This window comes from Microbispora sp. H10670 (assembly GCF_014161385.1).
GTDB classification, from domain to species: Bacteria; Actinomycetota; Actinomycetes; order Streptosporangiales; family Streptosporangiaceae; genus Microbispora; species Microbispora triticiradicis.
Genome location: NZ_JABBWW010000038.1, coordinates 33338 through 52332, shown reverse-complemented (window position 1 = coordinate 52332; position 18995 = coordinate 33338). Strand labels below are relative to the sequence as shown.

16 protein-coding genes are annotated in these 18995 nt (G+C 72.2%); 8 read left to right on the top strand and 8 right to left on the bottom strand.

What is annotated here, in order from left to right; genetic code table 11:
- Positions 1 to 142 precede the first annotated feature (142 nt).
- Complete coding sequence (locus HHX33_RS32215; RefSeq protein WP_182877869.1) at positions 143 to 601, bottom strand: iron chaperone; 459 nt, start codon at positions 599 to 601, stop codon at positions 143 to 145.
- Positions 602 to 657: 56 nt separating this feature from the next.
- A complete protein-coding gene (locus tag HHX33_RS32210) occupies positions 658 to 1113 on the bottom strand; it encodes a carboxymuconolactone decarboxylase family protein (protein ID WP_182877868.1) in 456 nt (151 codons plus the stop codon).
- 164 nt (positions 1114 to 1277) lie between these two features.
- On the opposite strand from HHX33_RS32210, the gene HHX33_RS32205 reads away from it, so the two are divergent.
- The 3 genes from HHX33_RS32205 to HHX33_RS32195 all read left to right on the top strand — a co-directional run bounded on the left by HHX33_RS32205 (position 1278) and on the right by HHX33_RS32195 (position 5743).
- Positions 1278 to 3524 (top strand): ATP-binding protein, encoded by a 2247-nt coding sequence (locus HHX33_RS32205; protein WP_220502434.1) that lies wholly within the window; start codon positions 1278 to 1280, stop codon positions 3522 to 3524.
- A gap of 216 nt (positions 3525 to 3740) precedes the next feature.
- Positions 3741 to 5288 carry a DUF11 domain-containing protein gene (locus HHX33_RS32200; protein ID WP_220502433.1) on the top strand — a complete coding sequence of 516 codons (1548 nt, stop codon included), beginning with the start codon at positions 3741 to 3743 and terminating at the stop codon, positions 5286 to 5288.
- Between the two features lie 71 nt (positions 5289 to 5359).
- Positions 5360 to 5743: a nuclear transport factor 2 family protein gene (locus tag HHX33_RS32195; protein ID WP_111697819.1), complete on the top strand. Its 384-nt coding sequence runs from the start codon at positions 5360 to 5362 to the stop codon at positions 5741 to 5743.
- 100 nt (positions 5744 to 5843) lie between these two features.
- Here the strand turns inward: HHX33_RS32195 and HHX33_RS32190 are convergent, their stop codons facing one another.
- Positions 5844 to 6971, bottom strand: a complete 1128-nt coding sequence (locus HHX33_RS32190; protein ID WP_182877866.1) for a hypothetical protein — start codon at positions 6969 to 6971, stop codon at positions 5844 to 5846.
- 248 nt (positions 6972 to 7219) lie between these two features.
- Positions 7220 to 7873, bottom strand: coding sequence for a class I SAM-dependent methyltransferase (locus HHX33_RS32185; protein ID WP_182877865.1), 654 nt, complete (start codon positions 7871 to 7873; stop codon positions 7220 to 7222).
- Between the two features lie 443 nt (positions 7874 to 8316).
- Between HHX33_RS32185 and HHX33_RS37540 the strand changes: the two genes are divergently transcribed.
- Positions 8317 to 9051, top strand: a complete 735-nt coding sequence (locus HHX33_RS37540; RefSeq protein WP_182877864.1) for a GNAT family N-acetyltransferase — start codon at positions 8317 to 8319, stop codon at positions 9049 to 9051.
- On the opposite strand, the gene HHX33_RS32175 is transcribed toward HHX33_RS37540, so the two are convergent.
- From HHX33_RS32175 to HHX33_RS32165, 3 genes are read right to left on the bottom strand one after another with little or no spacing between them, the layout of a single operon-like run.
- A complete protein-coding gene (locus tag HHX33_RS32175) occupies positions 9038 to 10153 on the bottom strand; it encodes an alpha/beta hydrolase family protein (protein WP_182877863.1) in 1116 nt (371 codons plus the stop codon). The two genes, HHX33_RS37540 and HHX33_RS32175, sit on opposite strands and share 14 nt — an antisense overlap.
- 31 nt (positions 10154 to 10184) lie before the next feature.
- Positions 10185 to 11555 (bottom strand): aldehyde dehydrogenase family protein, encoded by a 1371-nt coding sequence (locus tag HHX33_RS32170; RefSeq protein WP_182877862.1) that lies wholly within the window; start codon positions 11553 to 11555, stop codon positions 10185 to 10187.
- A complete protein-coding gene (locus HHX33_RS32165) occupies positions 11555 to 12655 on the bottom strand; it encodes a phenazine antibiotic biosynthesis protein (RefSeq protein WP_182877861.1) in 1101 nt (366 codons plus the stop codon). The genes HHX33_RS32170 and HHX33_RS32165 overlap by 1 nt, the downstream gene beginning before the upstream one ends.
- 267 nt (positions 12656 to 12922) lie before the next feature.
- Between HHX33_RS32165 and HHX33_RS32160 the strand changes: the two genes are divergently transcribed.
- The 3 genes from HHX33_RS32160 (at position 12923) to HHX33_RS32150 (ending at position 16556) form a co-directional block, all read left to right on the top strand.
- Positions 12923 to 14533 (top strand): ABC-F family ATP-binding cassette domain-containing protein, encoded by a 1611-nt coding sequence (locus HHX33_RS32160; protein ID WP_111697810.1) that lies wholly within the window; start codon positions 12923 to 12925, stop codon positions 14531 to 14533.
- A gap of 74 nt (positions 14534 to 14607) precedes the next feature.
- Entirely contained in the window at positions 14608 to 15399 is a 792-nt protein-coding gene (locus tag HHX33_RS32155) for a hypothetical protein (protein WP_182877860.1), read from the top strand.
- A gap of 47 nt (positions 15400 to 15446) precedes the next feature.
- Positions 15447 to 16556: a saccharopine dehydrogenase gene (locus tag HHX33_RS32150; RefSeq protein ID WP_182877859.1), complete on the top strand. Its 1110-nt coding sequence runs from the start codon at positions 15447 to 15449 to the stop codon at positions 16554 to 16556.
- Here the strand turns inward: HHX33_RS32150 and HHX33_RS32145 are convergent.
- Positions 16507 to 17085, bottom strand: a complete 579-nt coding sequence (locus HHX33_RS32145) for a hypothetical protein (RefSeq protein ID WP_182877858.1) — start codon at positions 17083 to 17085, stop codon at positions 16507 to 16509. The genes HHX33_RS32150 and HHX33_RS32145 overlap by 50 nt on opposite strands.
- Positions 17086 to 17274: 189 nt before the next feature.
- Here HHX33_RS32145 and HHX33_RS32140 point away from each other — a divergent pair, with 189 nt between their 5' ends.
- A complete protein-coding gene (locus tag HHX33_RS32140) occupies positions 17275 to 18945 on the top strand; it encodes a hypothetical protein (protein WP_182877857.1) in 1671 nt (556 codons plus the stop codon).
- The last annotated feature ends 50 nt before the right edge of the window (positions 18946 to 18995 follow it).

Sequence of the window (18995 nt, the reverse complement as noted above, 5' to 3'; positions counted from 1 at the left end):
GCCTTGAACCTCCGTACGTTGATCCACCTCGGGCTCACCCACGCCGACGGCGCCTGGGCTCTCAAGTCAGCCACCGCCTGATGTCCTCCACCGACAGCCCTCACCAAGATTTTCAGTGATCTTCTAGACCGGCGCCCGATCCTCAGCTCAGCGCCTGCCTCAGGAGCGCGCCGATCCTCGCCTCGACGTCGGCGGTGATCTCGGTGAGGGCGTACGAGGCCGGCCACATGGTGCCTTCGTCGAGGGCCGCCTCGTCGCTGAAGCCGAGTGTCGCGTAACGGGCCTTGAACTTCGCCGCGGGCTGGAAGAAGCAGATCATCTTGCCGTCGCGGGCGTACGCGGGCATCCCGTACCACAGCTTCGCCGTGAGGTCGGGCGCGCCGGCCCTGATCAGGGCGTGCAACCGCTCGGCGATCGCCCGGTCGGGCTCCGCCATCTCGGCGATCTTCGCGAGCACCTCGCTCTCCGTGTCGGCCTTGGCACCCCGCCGAGCGCTCGTCTTCAGCTCCTTGGCGCGCTGCTTCATCGCGTCGCGCTCTTCCACGGTGAAACCGTCGTGCTTCTGGCCCTCGGCGGCGGTGGTCTTCCTGGTGTCCGACATGACGACTTCCTCTTTCCGCGACGTACGGGTTGGGGTGGTGCTGATCGGGGACGGTGTCACCACGTGCCCGCCTGCTGGCGGGTCGGCACGTTGAGCCGGTTGAAGGCGTTGGCGATCGCGATGTTGAGCAGCAGTGCGGCCAGCTCCTTCTGGTCGAAGTGCTTGGCGGCCATGTCCCACACCTGGTCCGGCACCGGGTCTGCCCGGTCGGCGAGCCGGGTCACGGCCTCGGTCAGGGCCAGTGCGGCGCGCTCCTCGTCGCTGAACCACGGAGTCTCCCGCCACGCGGCGACGGCGTGCACCTGGTCTGCCGTCACCCCGTGCCGCTGGGCCTGGTGGACGCCCCCGGCCACACACGGAGCGCAGCCGTTGATCTGGCTGGCCCGCAGGTGGCTCAGCGCCAGCAGCTTGCCGTCCGCTCCGGCACCCGCGATGGCCTTGTTGACCGCTATCAGGGCCTCCATCGCCTCGGGGATCAAAGCCGCCGGGTTCGGCATGCGCTCGGTCGACATCGCTTCTCCTTCGTCGTGGGTGTTTCCGACAGGTGCTATCCGACCATCGGCGTGCCGGGGCCCGCCTGGTCCGTGGGACACCGTGGGACAGGCAGAACCCGGTTGAGCTGCGCGAACGCATCGCTGATCCGTCTGCGTGGGCCGGGACGGGTACGGTGTTGCACGTGTCCAGCCCCCAGGAGCGACTGGTGGCTCAGCTCTCCCGGATCAAGGAGCTGAGCGGGCTCAGCCTGCGCGCGCTTGCCCGCCAGACGAATCTGAGCAGCTCGTCGTTGTCGCGGTATCTGACCGGCCGGCTCGTGCCGCCATGGGAGGCCGTCGTGGCGCTGTGCCGGGCCGTGGGACGCGATCCCCGGCCACTGCGCGCGCTGTGGGCCGAGGCGACCGAAGCAGGCGCGGCGCCCGCCCGGCGCCGCAACGACCTGCCGGCCGACCTGTTCGACTTCACCGGCAGAGAAGCGGAGTCCGCGCTGGTCGAAGAGCTGCTGCGCACCACTGGCGCGGCCGCGGTCGACGGCATGGCGGGCGTGGGCAAGACCAGCCTGGCCGTGCACGTGGCCCATCGGCTCGTCCCCGCGTATCCGGACGGCGGGCTCTATCTCGACCTGCAGGGCTTCACCCCGGGTCAGGAACCGCTGGAGCCGCACGCCGCGCTGGGCCGGCTACTGGGCGCGTTGGACGTCACGCATCCCCCGGCCGGCGCCGCCGATCGCGCGGCGCTCTGGCGGTCGGAGCTGTCCCGCAGGCGGATTCTCGTCGTGCTCGACAACGCGGTCGACGCGGAGCAGGTGCGTCCGCTGCTCCCCGGCGCGGGGAAGTCCGCGGTCCTGGTCACCAGCCGACACCGGCTGGTCAGCCTGGACGGAGTGCCGCCGGTTTCCCTGGAGCCGCTGACCGACGACGACGCGGTGCACCTGTTTGGCCGGGCGGCCGGGCTCTCGCTCACCGAAGAGGAAGCGGTCGACCAGGTGCTGCGGCAGTGCGGCGGGCTCCCGTTGGCGCTGCGGATGGCGGGCGCGCGGCTTCGCCACCGCCCGGGCTGGACGGTGGCCGTGCTGGCCGAGCGGCTGCGCGCCACTCCCGGCCGCTTCGACTCCGCGTTCGGAATGTCGCTGCAGCAGCTCGACGCGGTCCAGCGCCGCATGTTCCGGCTGCTGGGCGTGCTGCCGGGCGCCGACTTCGACGCGGCGGTGGCGGGCGCGCTCACCGACATGCCGCCCGACCGGGCCGGCGCCGCGCTGGAGGAGCTGGTCGACGCCCACCTGGTCCAGGAGCCCTCGCCCGGCCGCTACCGGATGCACGATCTGATCCGGCAGTACGCGGCGGACATCGCCGCCGACGAGGAGCCACGAGCCGAAGCCGCCCTGCGCCGGGTCCTGGCACATTATCTGGAGCAGGTCGTCGCCAACGATCGAGCCCTGCCCTCGCCGCACCGCAAGGACCCCTCGCCGGGAGATCCGGCGAAGGCCATGGCCTGGTTCGACCTCGAGTACGTCAACCTGGTGGCCTGCTTCGACGCCGCCGTACGCCTCGGCATGGACGAGGTGGTGGCCGAGCTGCCGCAGGCCATGCGGGTCTGGTTCTTCCGGCACCGTGGAACCGATGACCAGGCACGTATGCTCGAAGCCGCCGCGACAGCCGCGGCGCGTCTCGGCCGCGACCGGCAGCGGGCTTCGCTGCTCGCAGACCTCGGCTACGTCCGTGCCACCGCCGGACGCCTCACCGAGGCGCTCTCCGCCTACGAACTGGCCGAGCAGTCGGGGCCGGACGACGACATCGCGGCCGCCCTGGCGCTGCGTATCGGCATGGCGCGCCGGGATCTCGGCGACCTCGACGCGGCACAGGCGCACTTCCGGCGGGCACGCGAGCTGTTCGAGAGGACAGGGCGCCACGCGGGGCAGTCCCAGGCGCTGGCCTTCGACGGGTGGGTGACACTTCACCTCGGGCGGCGCGGCGAAGCCGTCGAACTCGCCCGGGCATCCCTCGCCCTGGCGGAAGGGCCCGCACGGATCACCGGGCTGGTCACCCTCGGTCTCGCGCTGGCACCGGACGACCTGGCGGAGTCGCTGCGAACGCTGCATGACGCGTTGCGGCTGTCCGAGCAGCACGATCTTCTGCACAACCAGGCGTGGTGCCACAACTGTCTCGGTGTCGCGCTGCGGATCACAGGTTCACCCGAGAAGGCGCTCGAACACCACCGGCGGGCCTTCGAGCTGCTGGAACCGCTGGCCGAGGTACAGCTGGAGATCGATGTCCTGCACGCCTACGCCGAGACGTGCCGCGCGGCGGGCCGCTGGGACGAGGCGCTGGCGCTGCTCGGCCGGACCATCGAGCTCGCGCGTGAGCTGGGCCGGCCGTTCGACGAGAAGCTCGCCCGCGCGGCGCGGGAGACCGTGCGCGCCGCCCGCTGAGCCACCTCCACCTCCACCGTCTGCACGCTTCGCCTGATCATTACCCGGAAGATCCAGATCTCGCCTGCACAGGGTCGGGAGAGAACAAGATCCGGCCAACTGTTGGCACGGCCGCACGTGTCAGCCCACCTCACCCGCGCCCTCCGGGTGAGTCTCTCGCTCGGTGCCAGCGCCGGTCGTACGGCCTGGTGAGTTACCGCCGACGAGAGGATCCCCATGATGAGGCACATCCACAGGATGTGTTACCCCGTCGCCGCCCTGGTGGCGGCTGTGGTCCCCCTGACGCTGTCCGGAGCGGTCCCGGCCGACGCCGCGGCCGCCCGTGCCGAGGCCACGGCGGCGCAGCGGGCCGCGGCGCCGAACCCCGCGTCGTGTCCCGAGCAGGTGGCGCTGGTCAACGGCGGGTTCGAGAAGCCCGTCGTCGCCGGGACGTGGGCTCCGTTCCCCGACGCCTCGCAGAACAACCCGAACGCGGTGCCGGGCTGGCGGACGACCGCCACCGATCACATGATCGAGATCTGGAGCCCCCGGATGAACGTTCCGGCGGTCGAGGGCGCGCAGTTCGCGGAGCTGAACGCGAACCAGGTCTCGACCCTCTACCAGGACCGTCCGACGACCCCGGGCCAGAAGCTGTACTGGCGGCTGTCCCACCGCGGGCGTCTCGGCACCGACCAGATGGCGCTGGACATCGGCGCTCCCTCGGGCCCCGCCCAGCAGGGGACCATGTCCGACGGCACCGGGAAGTGGGGCACCTACCACGGCAGCTACACCGTGCCCGCCGGGCAGACGACCACCAGGTTCGCCTTCCGTTCCATTTCCGCCGCCGGAGGCAACGCGTCGGTCGGCAACTTCCTCGACGACGTCTTCTTCGGCACCCCGCCGTGCGTCGTCGTCACCAAGTCCGCGAGCCCGCAGGGGCCGGTGGACGTCGGTGCAGAGATCACCTACCGGCTGACCGCCGTCAACAAGGGCGGCGACGTCGCGCAGAACGTCCGGCTCACCGACAAGGTCCCGGCCGGGACCACCTACGTGCCCGGCTCGCTCCGTGTCGTGGGCGGCCCGGGCAGCGGCGCCATGACCGACCAGGCCGGCGACGACCGGGCCGAGTTCGACGCCGCCACCGGTGCTGTCTCGTTCAGGCTGGGAGACGGCGCCACGGGCACGGCAGGGGGCCGGCTGGCCAACGACACCACGCTGCCGGACGGCAGCACCGTGGAGTTCCGGGTCAAGGTCGGCAGGTCGGTCGCGGGCAGGCAGGTCGTCAACAGCGGCGCGGTCGCCTACGAGAACCGGCTCGGCCCCGAGCCCGAGACGCTCACCTCCATCAGCGGTGACGCCGTCACCGAGGTCAACCCGGCCGTCGACCTGAGCGTGGTCAAGTCCGCCGACAAGACCGAGGTCACCGTGGGCGAGACCGTCGTCTACCGCGTCACGGTCGCCAACGCCGGGCCCAACGACGCCACCGGCGTCGCCGTCAAGGACGTCCTGCCGGCCAACCTCGCCTTCCTGTCGTCCACGCGGTCGACCGGCACGTACGCCGGTGGAACGTGGACCGTGGGAACGCTGGCCGGCGGCGCGACGGCCACGCTGGTCGTCCGCGCGAAGGCCACCGCGGTCGGGGAGACGGTCAACACCGCCACCGTCGGGGGCAAGGAGCTCGACCTCGACCCGGCCAACGACAGCGACGCGGTGAAGGTCTGCGTGCAGCGCGAGCCGTTCTGCCCATACTGCACACCCGGGAGCAAGCCGGACACCGGGAAGTGATCCGCTGAAACCGGAAGCCTCCGGGACTACCGTTGTGCCGTCGAAGACGCGCCACGACGGAGAGGACCGACATGGCAGGCACTCTTCTGGACGAGCTGTACGAGGCCGAGCGGCGGCTGCAGAACGCCCAGCTCAACGGTGACGTTGAGGAACTCGACCGGCTGCTCGACGAGCGGCTCGTCTTCACCGGGCCTCCCGACGGGCGGCTGTACCCGGAGGCCAAGGAGCTCGACCTGCACAACCACCGCTCGCGCACCCAGGTCATGAAGAAGGTCGTCCAGGAGGACCTCACCGTCCTCGTCTCGGGGACGACCGGGGTGACCTGCTTCCTCGGCACGCTGGAGGGCGAGTTCGCGGGCGTGCCGTTCGGCGGCCGGTTGCGCTACACGCGCACGTGGGTGCACACCGACGAGTACGGCTGGCGCATCCTGGCGGCCCACGCCAGCGAGGCCTGAGCCCGTACGGACGTGTGGAAGGGCACGGGCGGCATGGCCCGTGCCCTTCGTCGACCCGGCCGGTGACGCGCCGGGTTCAACTCTCACCTCACTACTCGCACTACTCGCACTCCTCGCTGGACGAGCTGGACGAGCTGGAGCCGAGCGACGGCTGGTAGGCGATCTGCCGGCTCTCGGTGACGTAGTGCGTCTCCGCGATCGGGCGCTGGAAGGTCTCCATGCGCGTGTAGCTGACCGGACGGCTCTCGGTGACCATGTGCGTGCGGGTCACCGGGTGCGTCTCCGGCACCATCCGGGTGTAGCTGACCGGACGGCTCTCGGTGACGAACCGTGTCTCGGTGATCGGCCGCTGGAAGCTGACCTGCCTGGTCACCGGGCGGCTCTCGGTGACGTACCGCGTCTCCTTGATCGGCCGCTGGTAGGTCTGCTGCTCGGTCACCGCCTTCTGCTCGGTGACGTAGTGGACCACCGGCCGCTGGTAGCTGACGTACCGGGTGACCGGGCGGCTCTCGGTGACGTACCGCGTCTGCTGGATCGGCCGCTGGTAGGACACGTACTGCGTGACCGGGCGGCTCTCCGTGACGAACCGCGTCTGCTGGATCGGCCGCTGGAAGCTGACCTGGCGCGTTTCGGTGACCGGGCGCATCCGGGTGACCATGTGCGTCTCGGACACCGGCCGCTGGAAGGTGACCTGACGCGTGTAGGTGACCGGGCGGCTCTCGGTCACCATGCGCATCTGGGTGACCGGCCGCTGATAGGTGATCGTCCGGCTGTAGCTGAGCGGACGGCTGTAGGAGACCTCGCGCAGCGAGGAACTCCTGAGCGACGGACTGCTGAGGGACGACTCACTCAGTGAGGACTCCCTCAGCGAGGACCGGGAGTGGAGGGCGAGGTTGCTCGCCGCCTCCTCGGACTCCCCGGCCTCCTCGGACTGCCCGGACTCCTCGGCCTCTTCCGACTCCTCGCTCGAACCGCTCGAACCGCTTTCCAGGGCGCTTTCGCTCTCCCGCCCGAACCCGCTCTCTTCGTACGCGCGTACGCTCTGCTCCGCCGCCTCCTCTGATTCCTCGCCGAGGTAGCTCGGCTCCTCGGCCCGCGGCGCGCTCAGCGCGGCGGCCGCCAGGGCGCCGGACGGGTGGACGGTGGAGGCCGAGGCGATGGCCGGCCAGAGCGATACAGCGGTAAGGACTGCCGGACCCAGCAGTAATGAGAATCGAGTGCCGTGCATAGAGATACTCCTCTCCGATCAGCGATCGGGTGCATCTCAATCCTTGGCACCCCCGCCGGAGCCCGTCCAGGCGAATTGACCCCTCCCGGGCCGTTCACGGCATGATTCCGTATGACCTGATGGGCATCCGTGCCATTGAACGGCGGGATGACCGGTCCGCGTTTTGCTGCGCCCTGCCTGCTGGAATGCGATCGGCCGTTTCCGGGACTATTGCGTTTCCGGTGTTGCGAGTTTTCCCCGCTTTCCTGTCATCGGCGGGCGATGACGGCGTAGCGCTCGTCGTGGATCGTCTTGCCCCACAGCACGGGATCGGTCAGCGGCTCCACCCGCACGCTCGCGGCGTACGGCCGGAGGACGTCCAGGAGCGGTCCGGCGCTCACTCCGCCGAGCCACGGCAGCGCGTGGGCTCCGGCGACGTACGGCGGGCCGTCGTCGGAGGACCGCCAGTTGCCCTCGATCAGGACCAGCCGCCCGTGCGGGCGCAGCAGGCTCATCCAGGTGCGGAGCGCGCGTTCCGGCGCGGGCAGGGTCCACACCAGATGCCGGGCCAGGACCACGTCGAAGGAGGCGCCGGCGGCGGGAGGGTCGCTCGCGTCCCCGACGAGGACGGTCACCGAGAAGCCCGCCGAGGCGAGCTTGCGGCGGGCCGTCTCGGCCATCCTCGGCGAGAGGTCCAGCCCCACGGGCCGGTGTCCCTGCTCGGCCAGCAGCAGTGTCAGCGAGCCGGTGCCGCAGCCCAGATCGAGGACGTCGGACGGGGGCCGCGGCATCCAGGAGCGCAGCCGCCCCGCCCAGGCGGCGCGGATCCCGAGGTCACGAAGCCCGTGGTCGGCTTCGTCGTCGAAGGTGTCCGCCGCCGCGTCCCAGTAGGAGGAGATCGACTCGCGATCCGGTACGGGCATGAACGCATCGTGGCACCCGCCACCGACAATTCCGCGCGGTCGGCAGGGGGGGAAGGGATGCCCATAGCCCGTGCTCCCGGAACACGCCTGTGCTCGCGGAACACGCCGGAACTCCTGGAAACACACCGGTGCTCCCCGAACACGCCAGGACCCCGGCAGGAGGATTTCCTGCCGGGGTCCCGCACGTGTGGTGCCGGTGCCGGGTCGCCTCTCGGCGAAAGGCACAACGCGGCTCCAGCCGAACGGTAGTCCGCGAAGGCAAATTAGGTGAGGCCCGGGGACACCTGCACACCGGCCACGCTTCATCAAACCACGTGCCCGGGCCCGTTGTTCCCGGCCGCGCCATCTTTTTCCCGGACGTTCTCCGGGAGGACCCGGAGCAAGAGGGCCTGCTCCGGGAAAAAGGGTTGCCTGCCAGGGGATGCCGCGCGAACCTCTGCTTCGTGCGACGAGTGACTCTGGCCGGGCCCGACGGTTCCCCGGCGATCAGCTACACCGAGGGCGAGAGGTACGGCCTGCCGTGCGCAGACGAGGTGGAGGTGCTGGGCCCGGACCCGGTGAGCGCGATCCTGGAGAAGCTGCCCGGGTGGGCCCTCGCGGGGCCGCCCGATCTCGGCCGGGAACTGCTCGCGCACGGCGCCCGCCTGATGCGGCACGCCCACCAGATGACCTGCGACCTGCGTACGGCGCGGCCCACCGACTCCGCCGCTCCCGAGGGCTACCGGTTCGTCTCCTGCGACCGCGCGCCGGAGGACCTGCTCCCGGCCATGTGGGCGGCCTATCCGCCGGGCCATGTGGACCACCGGAGCAAGGACAAGGCAACGGCGCTCCGCGAGGAGCTCGTCCCGCTGCTGACGGGGGAGCTGCTCGGCGAGCTCCTGCCCTGCAGCGTCCTGGCCGTGGACGAGAGCGACACGGTGGTCGGCGGCGTCCTGGTCAACCGCTTCGGCGACCTGGCCTGGGTGACCGAGGTCTTCCGGCACCCCGGCCGTACGCCGTCCGGCCTCGGCGCCCGGATGCTGGCCGCGGTCCGCGAGAGGGCGTGCGCCACGGGATGGGACCGGCTGGGCCTGGCCGTGACCGAGGGCAACCCGGCCAGGCGCGTCTACGAGCGCCTGGGCTTCACCCTGGTCAAAACCTCGATGACCGTCGTGATCCCCGCCGTCACAGGGACGTGACGAACTCCTTGAGTTCCCGCTCGTAACGGGCGGGGTCGGCGTTCCACGATCCGGTGTGCCCGCCCCCGGCGGTCCGTACGAGCCTGACGATGTCGGGCCGCGCCTCGGCGAAGCGCAGCGCGGGACCGGGCGGCACGGTCGCATCGTTATCGTCCACGAAGACCAGGGCCGGGACCCTGAACTCGCGGGCGTGGCGCAGGTGGTCCAGGTCGTCGAACGACAGGCCGGTACGCCGTTCGACCACCCACTCGCCCACCGGCACGAGGAAGCCCGGGACGCCCATCTGCTCGGCCCCGAGGGCGATGGGCGCCCGCCAGTCGACGACCGGGCTGTCGAGGATCATCGCCTTGATCGGCTCGCCGGGCAGCTTCCGCACGGTCATGGGCACGATGCCGCCACCCATCGACCAGCCGTACAGCACGATGCCGGTCGCGCCCTGCCGCCGGGCGTAGGTGATCGCCGCGGCCACGTCGCGCCACTCGGTGGCGCCGAGGTGGAGCTTGCCGTCCGGGCTCGCCGGGGCGCCCTCGTCGTTGCGGTAGGTGATGCCCAGCACCGGCATCCCCAGGCTGTGGAAAACCGGCAGCACGCGCAACGCCTCCCCGGGGCCGCCGTTCCGTCCGTGCACCGCGATCACCCAGGTCCGCGAGACGCCCTCGGTGCGCCAGCCGGGGAAACCGCCGAGCGGCGAGGGGATCGTCACGTCCGTGTACGGCACGCCCGCGGCGGCCGGGGTCGCGTGCCCCCACAGCCATCGGTCGAGGTAGGCGCGCACCCCCGGGCGCAGTTCGCCGCGGACGACCCGGGTGACCTTCCTGGTCACCGCGCCGGCCCCGGCCGCGGTCGCCGGTCCCAGCAGTGCGTTGCCGTCCGCCCAGGTCAGGCCGTACGTGCCGGGGGACGCCGTGTCGGTGCCGCCCTTGATCGTGACCTCGTCCCCGCGGACGGCCGTGACCTCCAGCGGATAGCCGGCCTCGTGCACCGGGTCGATCACGAAGCCCGAGTAGTACCAGCCGGCGCCGCCGACGGCGGCCAGGCCGAGCGTCACGACGACGGCGAGCGTCCACAGGAGGCGGCGCAGCCAGCGGGATCTGCCGTGCATGCCCAGAATCTACTGGGCGGTTTCCATATTTTTAAGCGCGGATGACGCCCTTCGTGCGCATGAGGAACTCGCCGAGATAGGCGTCGTGCGGGACCCACTGCGGCATCCAGAACGTGGGGGCGTCGCCCAGATAGACGTTCCTGATCGACGGGTCGTCCACCAGGCGGTCGACCAGGTCGTCGTCCCGCGTCATGGCGGTCAGCACCAGCGTGTTCCTGAGCGGCCCGACGCCGTCGGCCGGGCTCCAGGGCGCGAACCACACGCACGGGAACGACAGCTCGATGCCCGTCTGCGGCGCGTCGGGCCGGTCCACCAGGAAGACCGCCGGCCGTAGCACCCCGCTGCCGTCGCCGAGGTCGTGCACGATCCCGTCCCCGCCGAGCAGCGGCGTCGCGCCGTCCACGTGGTCGAGCAGGTACTTCTCGACCGCCCGCGCGTCCGCGACCGGCTGGACGGGCAGGACCGCGGCGTCGTCCTCCGGCGGCAGGCTCGGGATCGCGGCCAGCCGCTCCGCGACGGCCGCGGCGACGGGCGCGGGATCGCCCCGGACGAAGACGGCGGTGGTGTTCACGCAGGCCGTCCCGCCGAACGCGCTGACCGACTCGACGATCGTGCCGAGATGGCGCTCCCAGTCGTCCTCGGTGAGCAGGATCTTCGACCGCCCCGGGCCCTGCGGCAGCACCCGCACGTCGTCGCCGTACTTGCTCACGACCTCCTCGCCGCCGTACACCATCGCGAGGTCCGCGTCCCTGATGACGTCGTCGGCCACGCTGTAGTCGGTCGGCAGGAGCGCCACCTGGTCCTCGCCGAATCCCGACTCGCGCAGCGCGGTGATCAGGCGGTGCGGGGTGAACGGCTCGCGCCGGGAGGGGCGCACCGCGACCCGGTAGCCCATCGCCAGGGCCTCCAGCCACAGCGTGTGCACACCCGGATGGTTGCCCGCCGCGTGGACGGCGAAGACGTCCCCGCGCCGGGTCCAGACCGCCTGCCCACTGCGGGTGAGCGGGTCACGCCAGTCGTCCACCGCGCCCTCGGGCCGGGCGTACCGGGTCGTGCGGTACGCCTCGCCCGCCCGGTGCGCGATGCCGGACGCCGCCGAGCGGACCACGGTGATCGGCATCCCCGAGACGCGGCTGACGACGTGCCGGTACTCCTCGGCGCCGAGGCCGCCGACGACGCCCGTCTCGAACAGCCGTCCCGCGCGGGTGAGGGCCGAAACACGCTCGTCGGCCGGCATGGTGCGCGCCCGGTGCAGGGCCGCCATCGTCCGCTGCACGTAGAGCCGCGGCACCAGGCTCAGCTCGGCGACCGGCCGCCCGCCCAGCTCGCGGATGGGCAGCCGGCTGCGGCTGCGGTACGGCCCGCCCGCGCCGAGGGCGTCGAGCTGGATGGGCTCGTCCATCAGTACACCCCCTCGATGACCGGCTCGTCCTCGAACGTGGGGAGCGGCCCGACGTCGGCCACGGAGTCGCCCGTCTGTCCCGGCGGTGCGGCCACGCGGGTGGCCAGGTCGCGCTCCAGGTTGTTGGGCAGCAGGAAGCTCTTGCTCACGTGGTGCATCACGACCTGGCCGCGGTCGCCGATCCGCACGCTCTCCCCGGTCCGCGGGTCGACCACCTGGAAGGCGATGTACGGCGAGAAGCCGTCGAAGACGACCACGTCCTGTTCCGGCGGCACGACCCGCTCGGGCAGCCCGCCCAGGATCATCGTGCTGCCGTACATGCCGTACAGCCGCACGCCCGGGAAGACCTCCGTACGGAGCAGGTAGTGGGTGTCGGGGTCCATGTGCGCGCCGCTCCAGCCGATCACCGAGACCTTCTCGTTGACCAGGCTGACCAGCTCGTCCCTGCGGGCCAGCCGGGTCAGCAGCGGAGGGGTGGTCACCATGACCCGCACGTCCTGGGTACGGAGGAGGTGGGCGCTCTGGTCGATCAGGTGCTCGGCGTACCGCTCCGCCTCCTCGGCGCGGCCCTCGGCGATGCTCCTCTTCACCCAGCGCGGGTCCATGTCGACGGCGAGCCGGATGCCGCCGCGCCGCTCGGCCTGCCGGCGGACCAGCTCTCCGTAGATGTGCGGTCCGGTCGGGCCGAACGACAGCCAGTTGCCGTTCTCGGGGTAGCCCTTCGCCTCCAGGTCCTGTTCGAGCCGGTGCATCAGCCGGTCCAGCCAGTCGTGGAGGACCACGACCCGCTTGGGCGGACCGGTGGTTCCGCCGCTCTCGAACACGCCGGCCACCGCCGCGTCCGGGCCGTACCCCCTCGGGATGAGGTCCTCCACCCGGACCTCGCGCAGTTCGTTGGTCACGTTGGGGAAGCGCCGCAGGTCCTCGAAGGAGTGCACGTCCGCGCGCGGGTCGAAGCCGAGCGTCCTCGCCCGTTCCAGCCAGAACGGCGAGCCGGTCTCGGGGCTGAAATGCCAGCGCATGGCGGCCTCGACGAACTCCCGGCTGTCCGGGACCTGGTCGATCGGGCAGTCGAGGATGGGATCGGTGCGCGGTGACATATCCGCCCCTTCGACGTGGCAATCCCGTAAAATGTCAGGCTATTTCCGGGTGATGCGCCGTCGAGTCAAGACGTTTCGCGGTCGAGGAAAAGAATGCGCCCTGACCGGAGCGAGGCCGCCGCGCCGTCGCCCCCCTCCCTCCGTCCCGTCTCCGTCCCTTCCCGTACGGCGGTCTCGGCTGGGAGGCGAAAACGGGATGCCGCGGGTGTAAAAGGATAGGTAGCCTGCGCGGGAAGCGCACGAGCACATCCCGGCAGGAGACCCACGGTGGGACACGTTGAGATCGGGCATCTGACCCATGTCCTCCCGGACGGCAGGATGCTCCTGAACGACGTCTCGTTCCGGGTCGGGGAGGGCGTCAAGGCGGCCCTGGTGGGTCCGAACGGCGCGGGCAAGACCACCCTGCTCCGGATGATCGCGGGGGACCTCCAGCCGGTCGAGGGCACGGTCGCCCATTCGGGCGGCCTCGGGGTGATGCGGCAGTTCGTCGGCAACATCCGGGACGGCAGCACGGTCCAGGACCTGCTGCTGAGCGTCGCGCCGGAACGCGTCAGGACGGCGGCGGAGCGGCTGCACGCCGCCGAGCTCGTCATGATGGAGCGGGACGACGAGAAGACCCAGTTGCGGTACGCCCAGGCGATCACCGACTACGGCGACGCCGGGGGCTACGACATCGAGGTCCTGTGGGACGCCTGTGCGATGGCCGCGCTCGGCGCGCCGTACGACCGGGTGAAGTACCGCGAGGTGGGCACGCTGTCCGGCGGCGAGCAGAAGCGGCTGGTCCTGGAGGCGCTGCTGCGCGGCCCCGACCAGGTGCTGCTGCTCGACGAGCCCGACAACTACCTCGACGTGCCGGGCAAGGTGTGGCTGGAGACGGCGCTGCGCGAGACGCCCAAGACCGTGCTGCTGGTCTCCCACGACCGCCAGCTTCTCGCCAACGCCGCCGACCGGATCGTCACGGTCGAGTCGGGCAACGTCTGGATCCACGGCGGCGGCTTCGGGACGTACGCGCAGGCCCGCAGGGAGCGGAGCGAGCGGCTCGACGAGCTGCGCCGGCGCTGGGACGAGGAGCACGCCAAGCTCAGGCGCCTGGTGGTCATGCTCAAGCAGAAGGCCACCTACAACGACGGCATGGCCTCCGCCTACCACGCGGCGCAGACCCGGCTCCGCCGGTTCGAGGAGGCCGGGCCGCCGGAGCTCGCGCCCAAGGACCAGCTCATCAGCATGCGCCTGCGCGGCGGCCGTACGGGCAAACGGGCGGTGATCTCCGAGGGCCTGGAGCTGACCGGCCTGATGAAGCCGTTCGACCTGGAGGTCTGGTACGGCGAGCGGGTGGCCGTGCTCGGCTCGAACGGCTCGGGCAAGTCCCACTTCCTGCGGCTGCTGGCGGGCGAGGAGGTCCGCCACGCCGGGGTGGTCAGACTCGGCGCGCGGGTCGTGCCCGGCCACTTCGCGCAGACCCACGCCCGTCCCGAACTGCTCGGCCGCACGCCCTGCGAGATCGTCATGACCGAGCACGCCCGGCTGAAGAACGAGGCGATGAAGGCGCTGGCCCGCTACGAGCTGGCCGGGCGGATCGCCGAGCAGAGGTTCGAGACGCTCTCGGGCGGCCAGCAGGCGCGGCTGCAGATCCTGCTGCTCGAACTGTCGGGCGCCACGCTGCTGCTGCTCGACGAGCCCACCGACAACCTCGACCTGGCCAGCGCCGAGGCACTGCAGCAGGGCCTGGACGCCTTCGACGGCACCGTGCTCGCGGTCACCCACGACCGCTGGTTCGCCGCCGACTTCGACCGCTACCTGGTCTTCGGCTCCGACGGGCGGGTGTACGAGTCCCCCGAGCCGGTGTGGGACGAGACGCGGGTGGTCCGCCCGCGTTGAGCGGCCGGTAAAGATACCGGCGGGGGCGCGCGTGTCCGGGAGGGGACGTCCCTTTCAGCGGTTATGACGGCTGAGTGACGCGACGTTGCCGCATAACCGCCGCCCTCGCCCTCGCCGTACTGGCGACGGCGTCGTGCGCGAGCAAGCACAAGCAGGAGGGCCCGCTGCCGCTGGCCCTCAAGGAGCAGGTGTCCTCCGTCGTACGCTCCGGAGCCGGGTACGCGGTGACCTGGGCGGGGGTGCTGAGCAACCCCAACCGCGGGCACTTCGGGGAGAACGCCGTCGCGGTGGTCACGGCCGTCGACGCGGCGGGCAAGGAGGTCGTCCACCTGGAGCAGCCGCTGGACGCGGCGCCTCCGGGCCGCCCGCTGGCGTTCGGCGGCCAGGTGACGACCGGCGGGCAGCCGGTCCGCGTGAAGATCGACTACCGGCCCGCCTCGTGGCGGGCGGCGTCGCGGCCACCGTCGGCGTACCTCAGGTTCCCGATCTCCGACGTGCTCACCGAGAAGCAGCCGGACGGCTCCTACCTCGTCACCGGCTACGTGCTCGACCCGTTCCGCAGGACCGCGGGCGCCCTCGCCGTGACGGCCCTGCTGCGCGACGACGCGGGCCGGCTGGTCGCCGGCCGCACGTCGTATGTGGACGACGTGCGGCCGGGCACGAAGCGGAGGTTCGTCATCACGGTCGACGGCGTCCGCGGGGCCGTCGGCGCGACCGACGTGTACGCCACGACCTGGGGCTCCACCGCCCGGGCGTACGAGGATCTGGCGCGGGCCGGGGCGGTTCCGCTGCACACGATCCCGCCGACCACCGCGCCGTTCACCAAGGACCGCGGCTATCCGCCGTACAACGATCGGCGCCAGTGAGCGGCCCACCGCCGATAGCGATAGGAGGGGCGGGTTACCGTAGCGGAATGGCCAGGATCGTGCTCTTCGGAGCCACCGGTTTCACCGGCGGACTGACCGCCGAGGCGCTCGCCCGGCGCGGGGCCCGGCCGCTGCTGGCGGGCCGGGACCAGGCGCGGCTGACCGCCCTCGCCGACTCGCTCGCCGGCTCACATGGCGGTGAGCTGCCGATCGCGGTGGCCGACGTCGGCCGCCCGGAGTCCGTACGGGCCCTCGTGGCGCCGGGCGACGTGCTGATCTCGACCGTCGGGCCGTTCGCCCGCTGGGGTGAGGCCGCGGTGGCCGCCGCGACCGAGGCGGGCGCCGTCTACCTCGACAGCACGGGCGAGCCCACGTTCATCAAGCGGATCTTCCAGCGGTACGGCCCCGCCGCGGCGGCCCGGGGCGCGGCCCTGATCACCGCCTTCGGTTACGACTACGTCCCCGGCAACCTCGCCGCGGCCCTGGCCCTCCGGAAGGCGGGCGCGGACGCCGTCCGCGTCGACGTCGGCTACTTCGTGGGCGGCGACATGGCGCGCCGCGCGAGCGCCGGGACCCGCGCCTCGATGCTGGGGATGCTCCTTGAGCCGATGTACGGCTTCCGCGAGGGCCGCATCGTCCCCGAGCACGGCCGCACGCGGCGCTTCCTGGTGGACGGCCGGCCGCGGCACGGCCTGTCCATCGGCGCCACCGAGCACTTCACGCTGCCGCCAGTGCACGCGGGACTGCGGGAGGTCAACGTCTACCTCGGCTGGCTGGGCGGGCTGACCAAGGCCGCGGGCGTGCTGGCCCGGGCGACCCCGGTGATCGCCGCCCTGCCCGGCGCCAGGCGGGTCACCGAGGCGCTGGCCGACCGGGCGCTCCGTACGGGCACCGGGACGCCGGCCCCGGCGGCGGGTGTGTCGTCCAGGATCGTCGCGGAGGCCTACGACGCGCGGGGGCGCCGCCTGTCGGCCGTCCATCTGTCGGGCTGGGACCCGTACGAGTTCACGGCCGGCATGCTCGCCTGGGCCGCGACCACGGCGCTCGCGGAGGGCGTGCGCGGCACCGGCGCCCTCGGCCCCGTCGACGCGTTCGGTCTCGACGCGCTCACCCGGGGATGCGCCGCCGCCGGCATGACCGTACGCGAACCGGCCTGACCCCTCCTATCGCCCGGATGTACCCGAACCCGGCCCCGAGCCCCTCCCTGAGCCCGGTCACCAGCCCACGCAGGGACGCAACCGCGAGCCCGACCGCGAGCCCGCCTACAAGCCCGCACACGCGGGCGGTACGTCGTCGCTGGGCCGGGGTGGCGGTGAGGTCGGCCAGGTGCCACCAGGCGAGGTCGCGGGTGCCGTGCGCGGTCAGTTGGCGGGCGAGGTAGGCCAGGTAGTGGCGGGCCTGGTCGGGTTCCCAGGCCAGGCGCAGCAGCAGCTGCACCGCCAGTGTGGTCTTGCCGCTGCCCGGGCCGCCGGTGATGACCAGCCGGCGGCGGCGTAACGCCCGGAAGTTCTCGGCGAGCCGCGGGATCCGGTCGCCGGTGGCGGTGAAGGTCAGCGGCTGGTGGCCGATCAGGCGGGGATGGTCCATCAGGCCGGGGTCGTCGGTCAGGTGCCAGGAGACGGGGATCGGTTCGGGATCGCCCAGCGATCGGATCGTCGCCTCGGTGCGCGCGGCGACCACTGCCACGGCAAACAGGATCGGCCACCACGATCTGCGCCCGTTCACCCAAGCATCGTCTCCCGACGGCGCCGCTGCGCGGGCCGATGCGCACAAATGGTGATGAGAAGGATGTTCGTCCGTCAGACGGACGGACGGAGGAAACGACTTCGGCCGAATGGGTGGAGCGGGTAGTTACCAAGCATTTACTCTCCGTATATGAATGATGGCGTCCTGGTGGAGGCGTTGCGTGCCCGGGATCCGGGGGCGCTGTCCGCTCTCTACGACACCTACGCCGAAGGGCTCTACCGATACTGCAGGGCGCTGCTGGCCGGGCCCGACGCCGCCCAGGTCGCCCTGCGCGACACGCTGATCGCCGCGGAGGCCCTCGTCGGGTCGCTCGCCGATCCGGGCATGCTGCGCCCCTGGTTGTACGCCCTGGCCAGGGGTGAGTGCGTGCGCCGCCGCACCCCCGGGGAGGAGGGCGGCCAGGAGCGGGGGGCCACCCCTGTGCCGACCGCGCCCTTCCCCCGCGCCGGGGACGGCGAGGGCGACACCGACCTGCGCCTGGCCGCCGGCGGCGCCGTGGCCGCGCTGTCCGCGGAGGACCGCGAGGTGCTCGAACTGGTCGCCCGGCACGACATGGACACCGGCGACCTGGCCGCCGTGCTCGGGACCGGCGACCGGTACGCCCGGGCCCTCCTCGACGCCGCCACCGAACGCCTGCGTGAGACGGTGACGGCCGAGATCCTCGCCCGGCGCGCCTCGCACGACTGTGAGCGGGCGGCGGCGATCCTCCAGGGTCTCTCCGGTGAGCTCACCCCGCAGACGCGCGGACAGCTCACCCGTCACATCGCCCGTTGCGAGACCTGCGCGCGGCACCGCGTCCGGCAGGTCTCCCCGGCCAAGGTGTTCTCCCTGCTGCCCCGGGTCGCCCTGCCCGAGACGCTGCGCGTGCGGGTGCTCAGCAGCTTCATCGACCCCGAGCTCGTGCCCTACCGGCGGTACGTCGCCAAACGCGTCGGCGGGCTGAGCGCGGCGGGCTTCCCCAGGGCGGGGGCGCGGCGCGAGGGGCGGCTCGCCCAGGCCGTGGCCGGCGCGGTGGCGGCGGTCGCGGCGGTGGCGACGATCGCGCTCGTGTTCGCCCAGTTCGCCGGTGACCTGCGTGAGCGGGCCGCCGACTCGTTCGTCGGCCACCGGCCCCCGGCGGCCGAGGCCCCGGCCGCGACCGGTTCCGGCCCGGCCGGGGACGCCGGGGACACGGCCTCCCCTGGATCTTCGGACGACGGGGACGGCCGCTCACCCGAGTCCTCGGGCTCGGGGGACACGGCCGAGCCCGGTGGCTCCGTACGGCGGGCCGATCCGGTCGTCCTGCCCCGGCCGGCGCCCCTGCCCGCTCCCGTGCCTCCGGCCACCGTCCGGCCCCCGCGTCACCACGAGCCGACGCGCAGCCCGGCGGCGCCGCCCACGACCCCGCCCAGGACCCCACCCACGACCAGGCCCTCCGGCTCCGCGCCGTCGCCGCCCGGCGAGACGGCCACGCCGCCGGACCCCGGGTCCGGCGACGACCCCGGCTCGGGCGGTCCGGGTTCCGGCGGTCCGGGTTCTGGCGGTCCGGGTTCTGGCGGCCCGGGCGGCTCGGACGACCCCGGCGGCTCCGGCGACGACCCCACGGATCCGCCCACCGGCGGCCCACCGAGGGGCGGGCCGCCGCCGGCGCACTGGCCGGGACGCCGCCCGCCCCACCGTGAGCACCAGCATCATCACGAAGGACGTTTCCACTATCCGCGCACGCCGGGCCACCGGCGTGGAGGAGGGGACTGCCCGCCGGCTTCCGAGCCCGCACCCGGCCCCCTCTTCCTCCGGCAAAAAGGACGACCTATCACATAGGCCAATTACTGGGCGTACCTTAGATGTGTACGGAGAGTAGTCACTGGGAA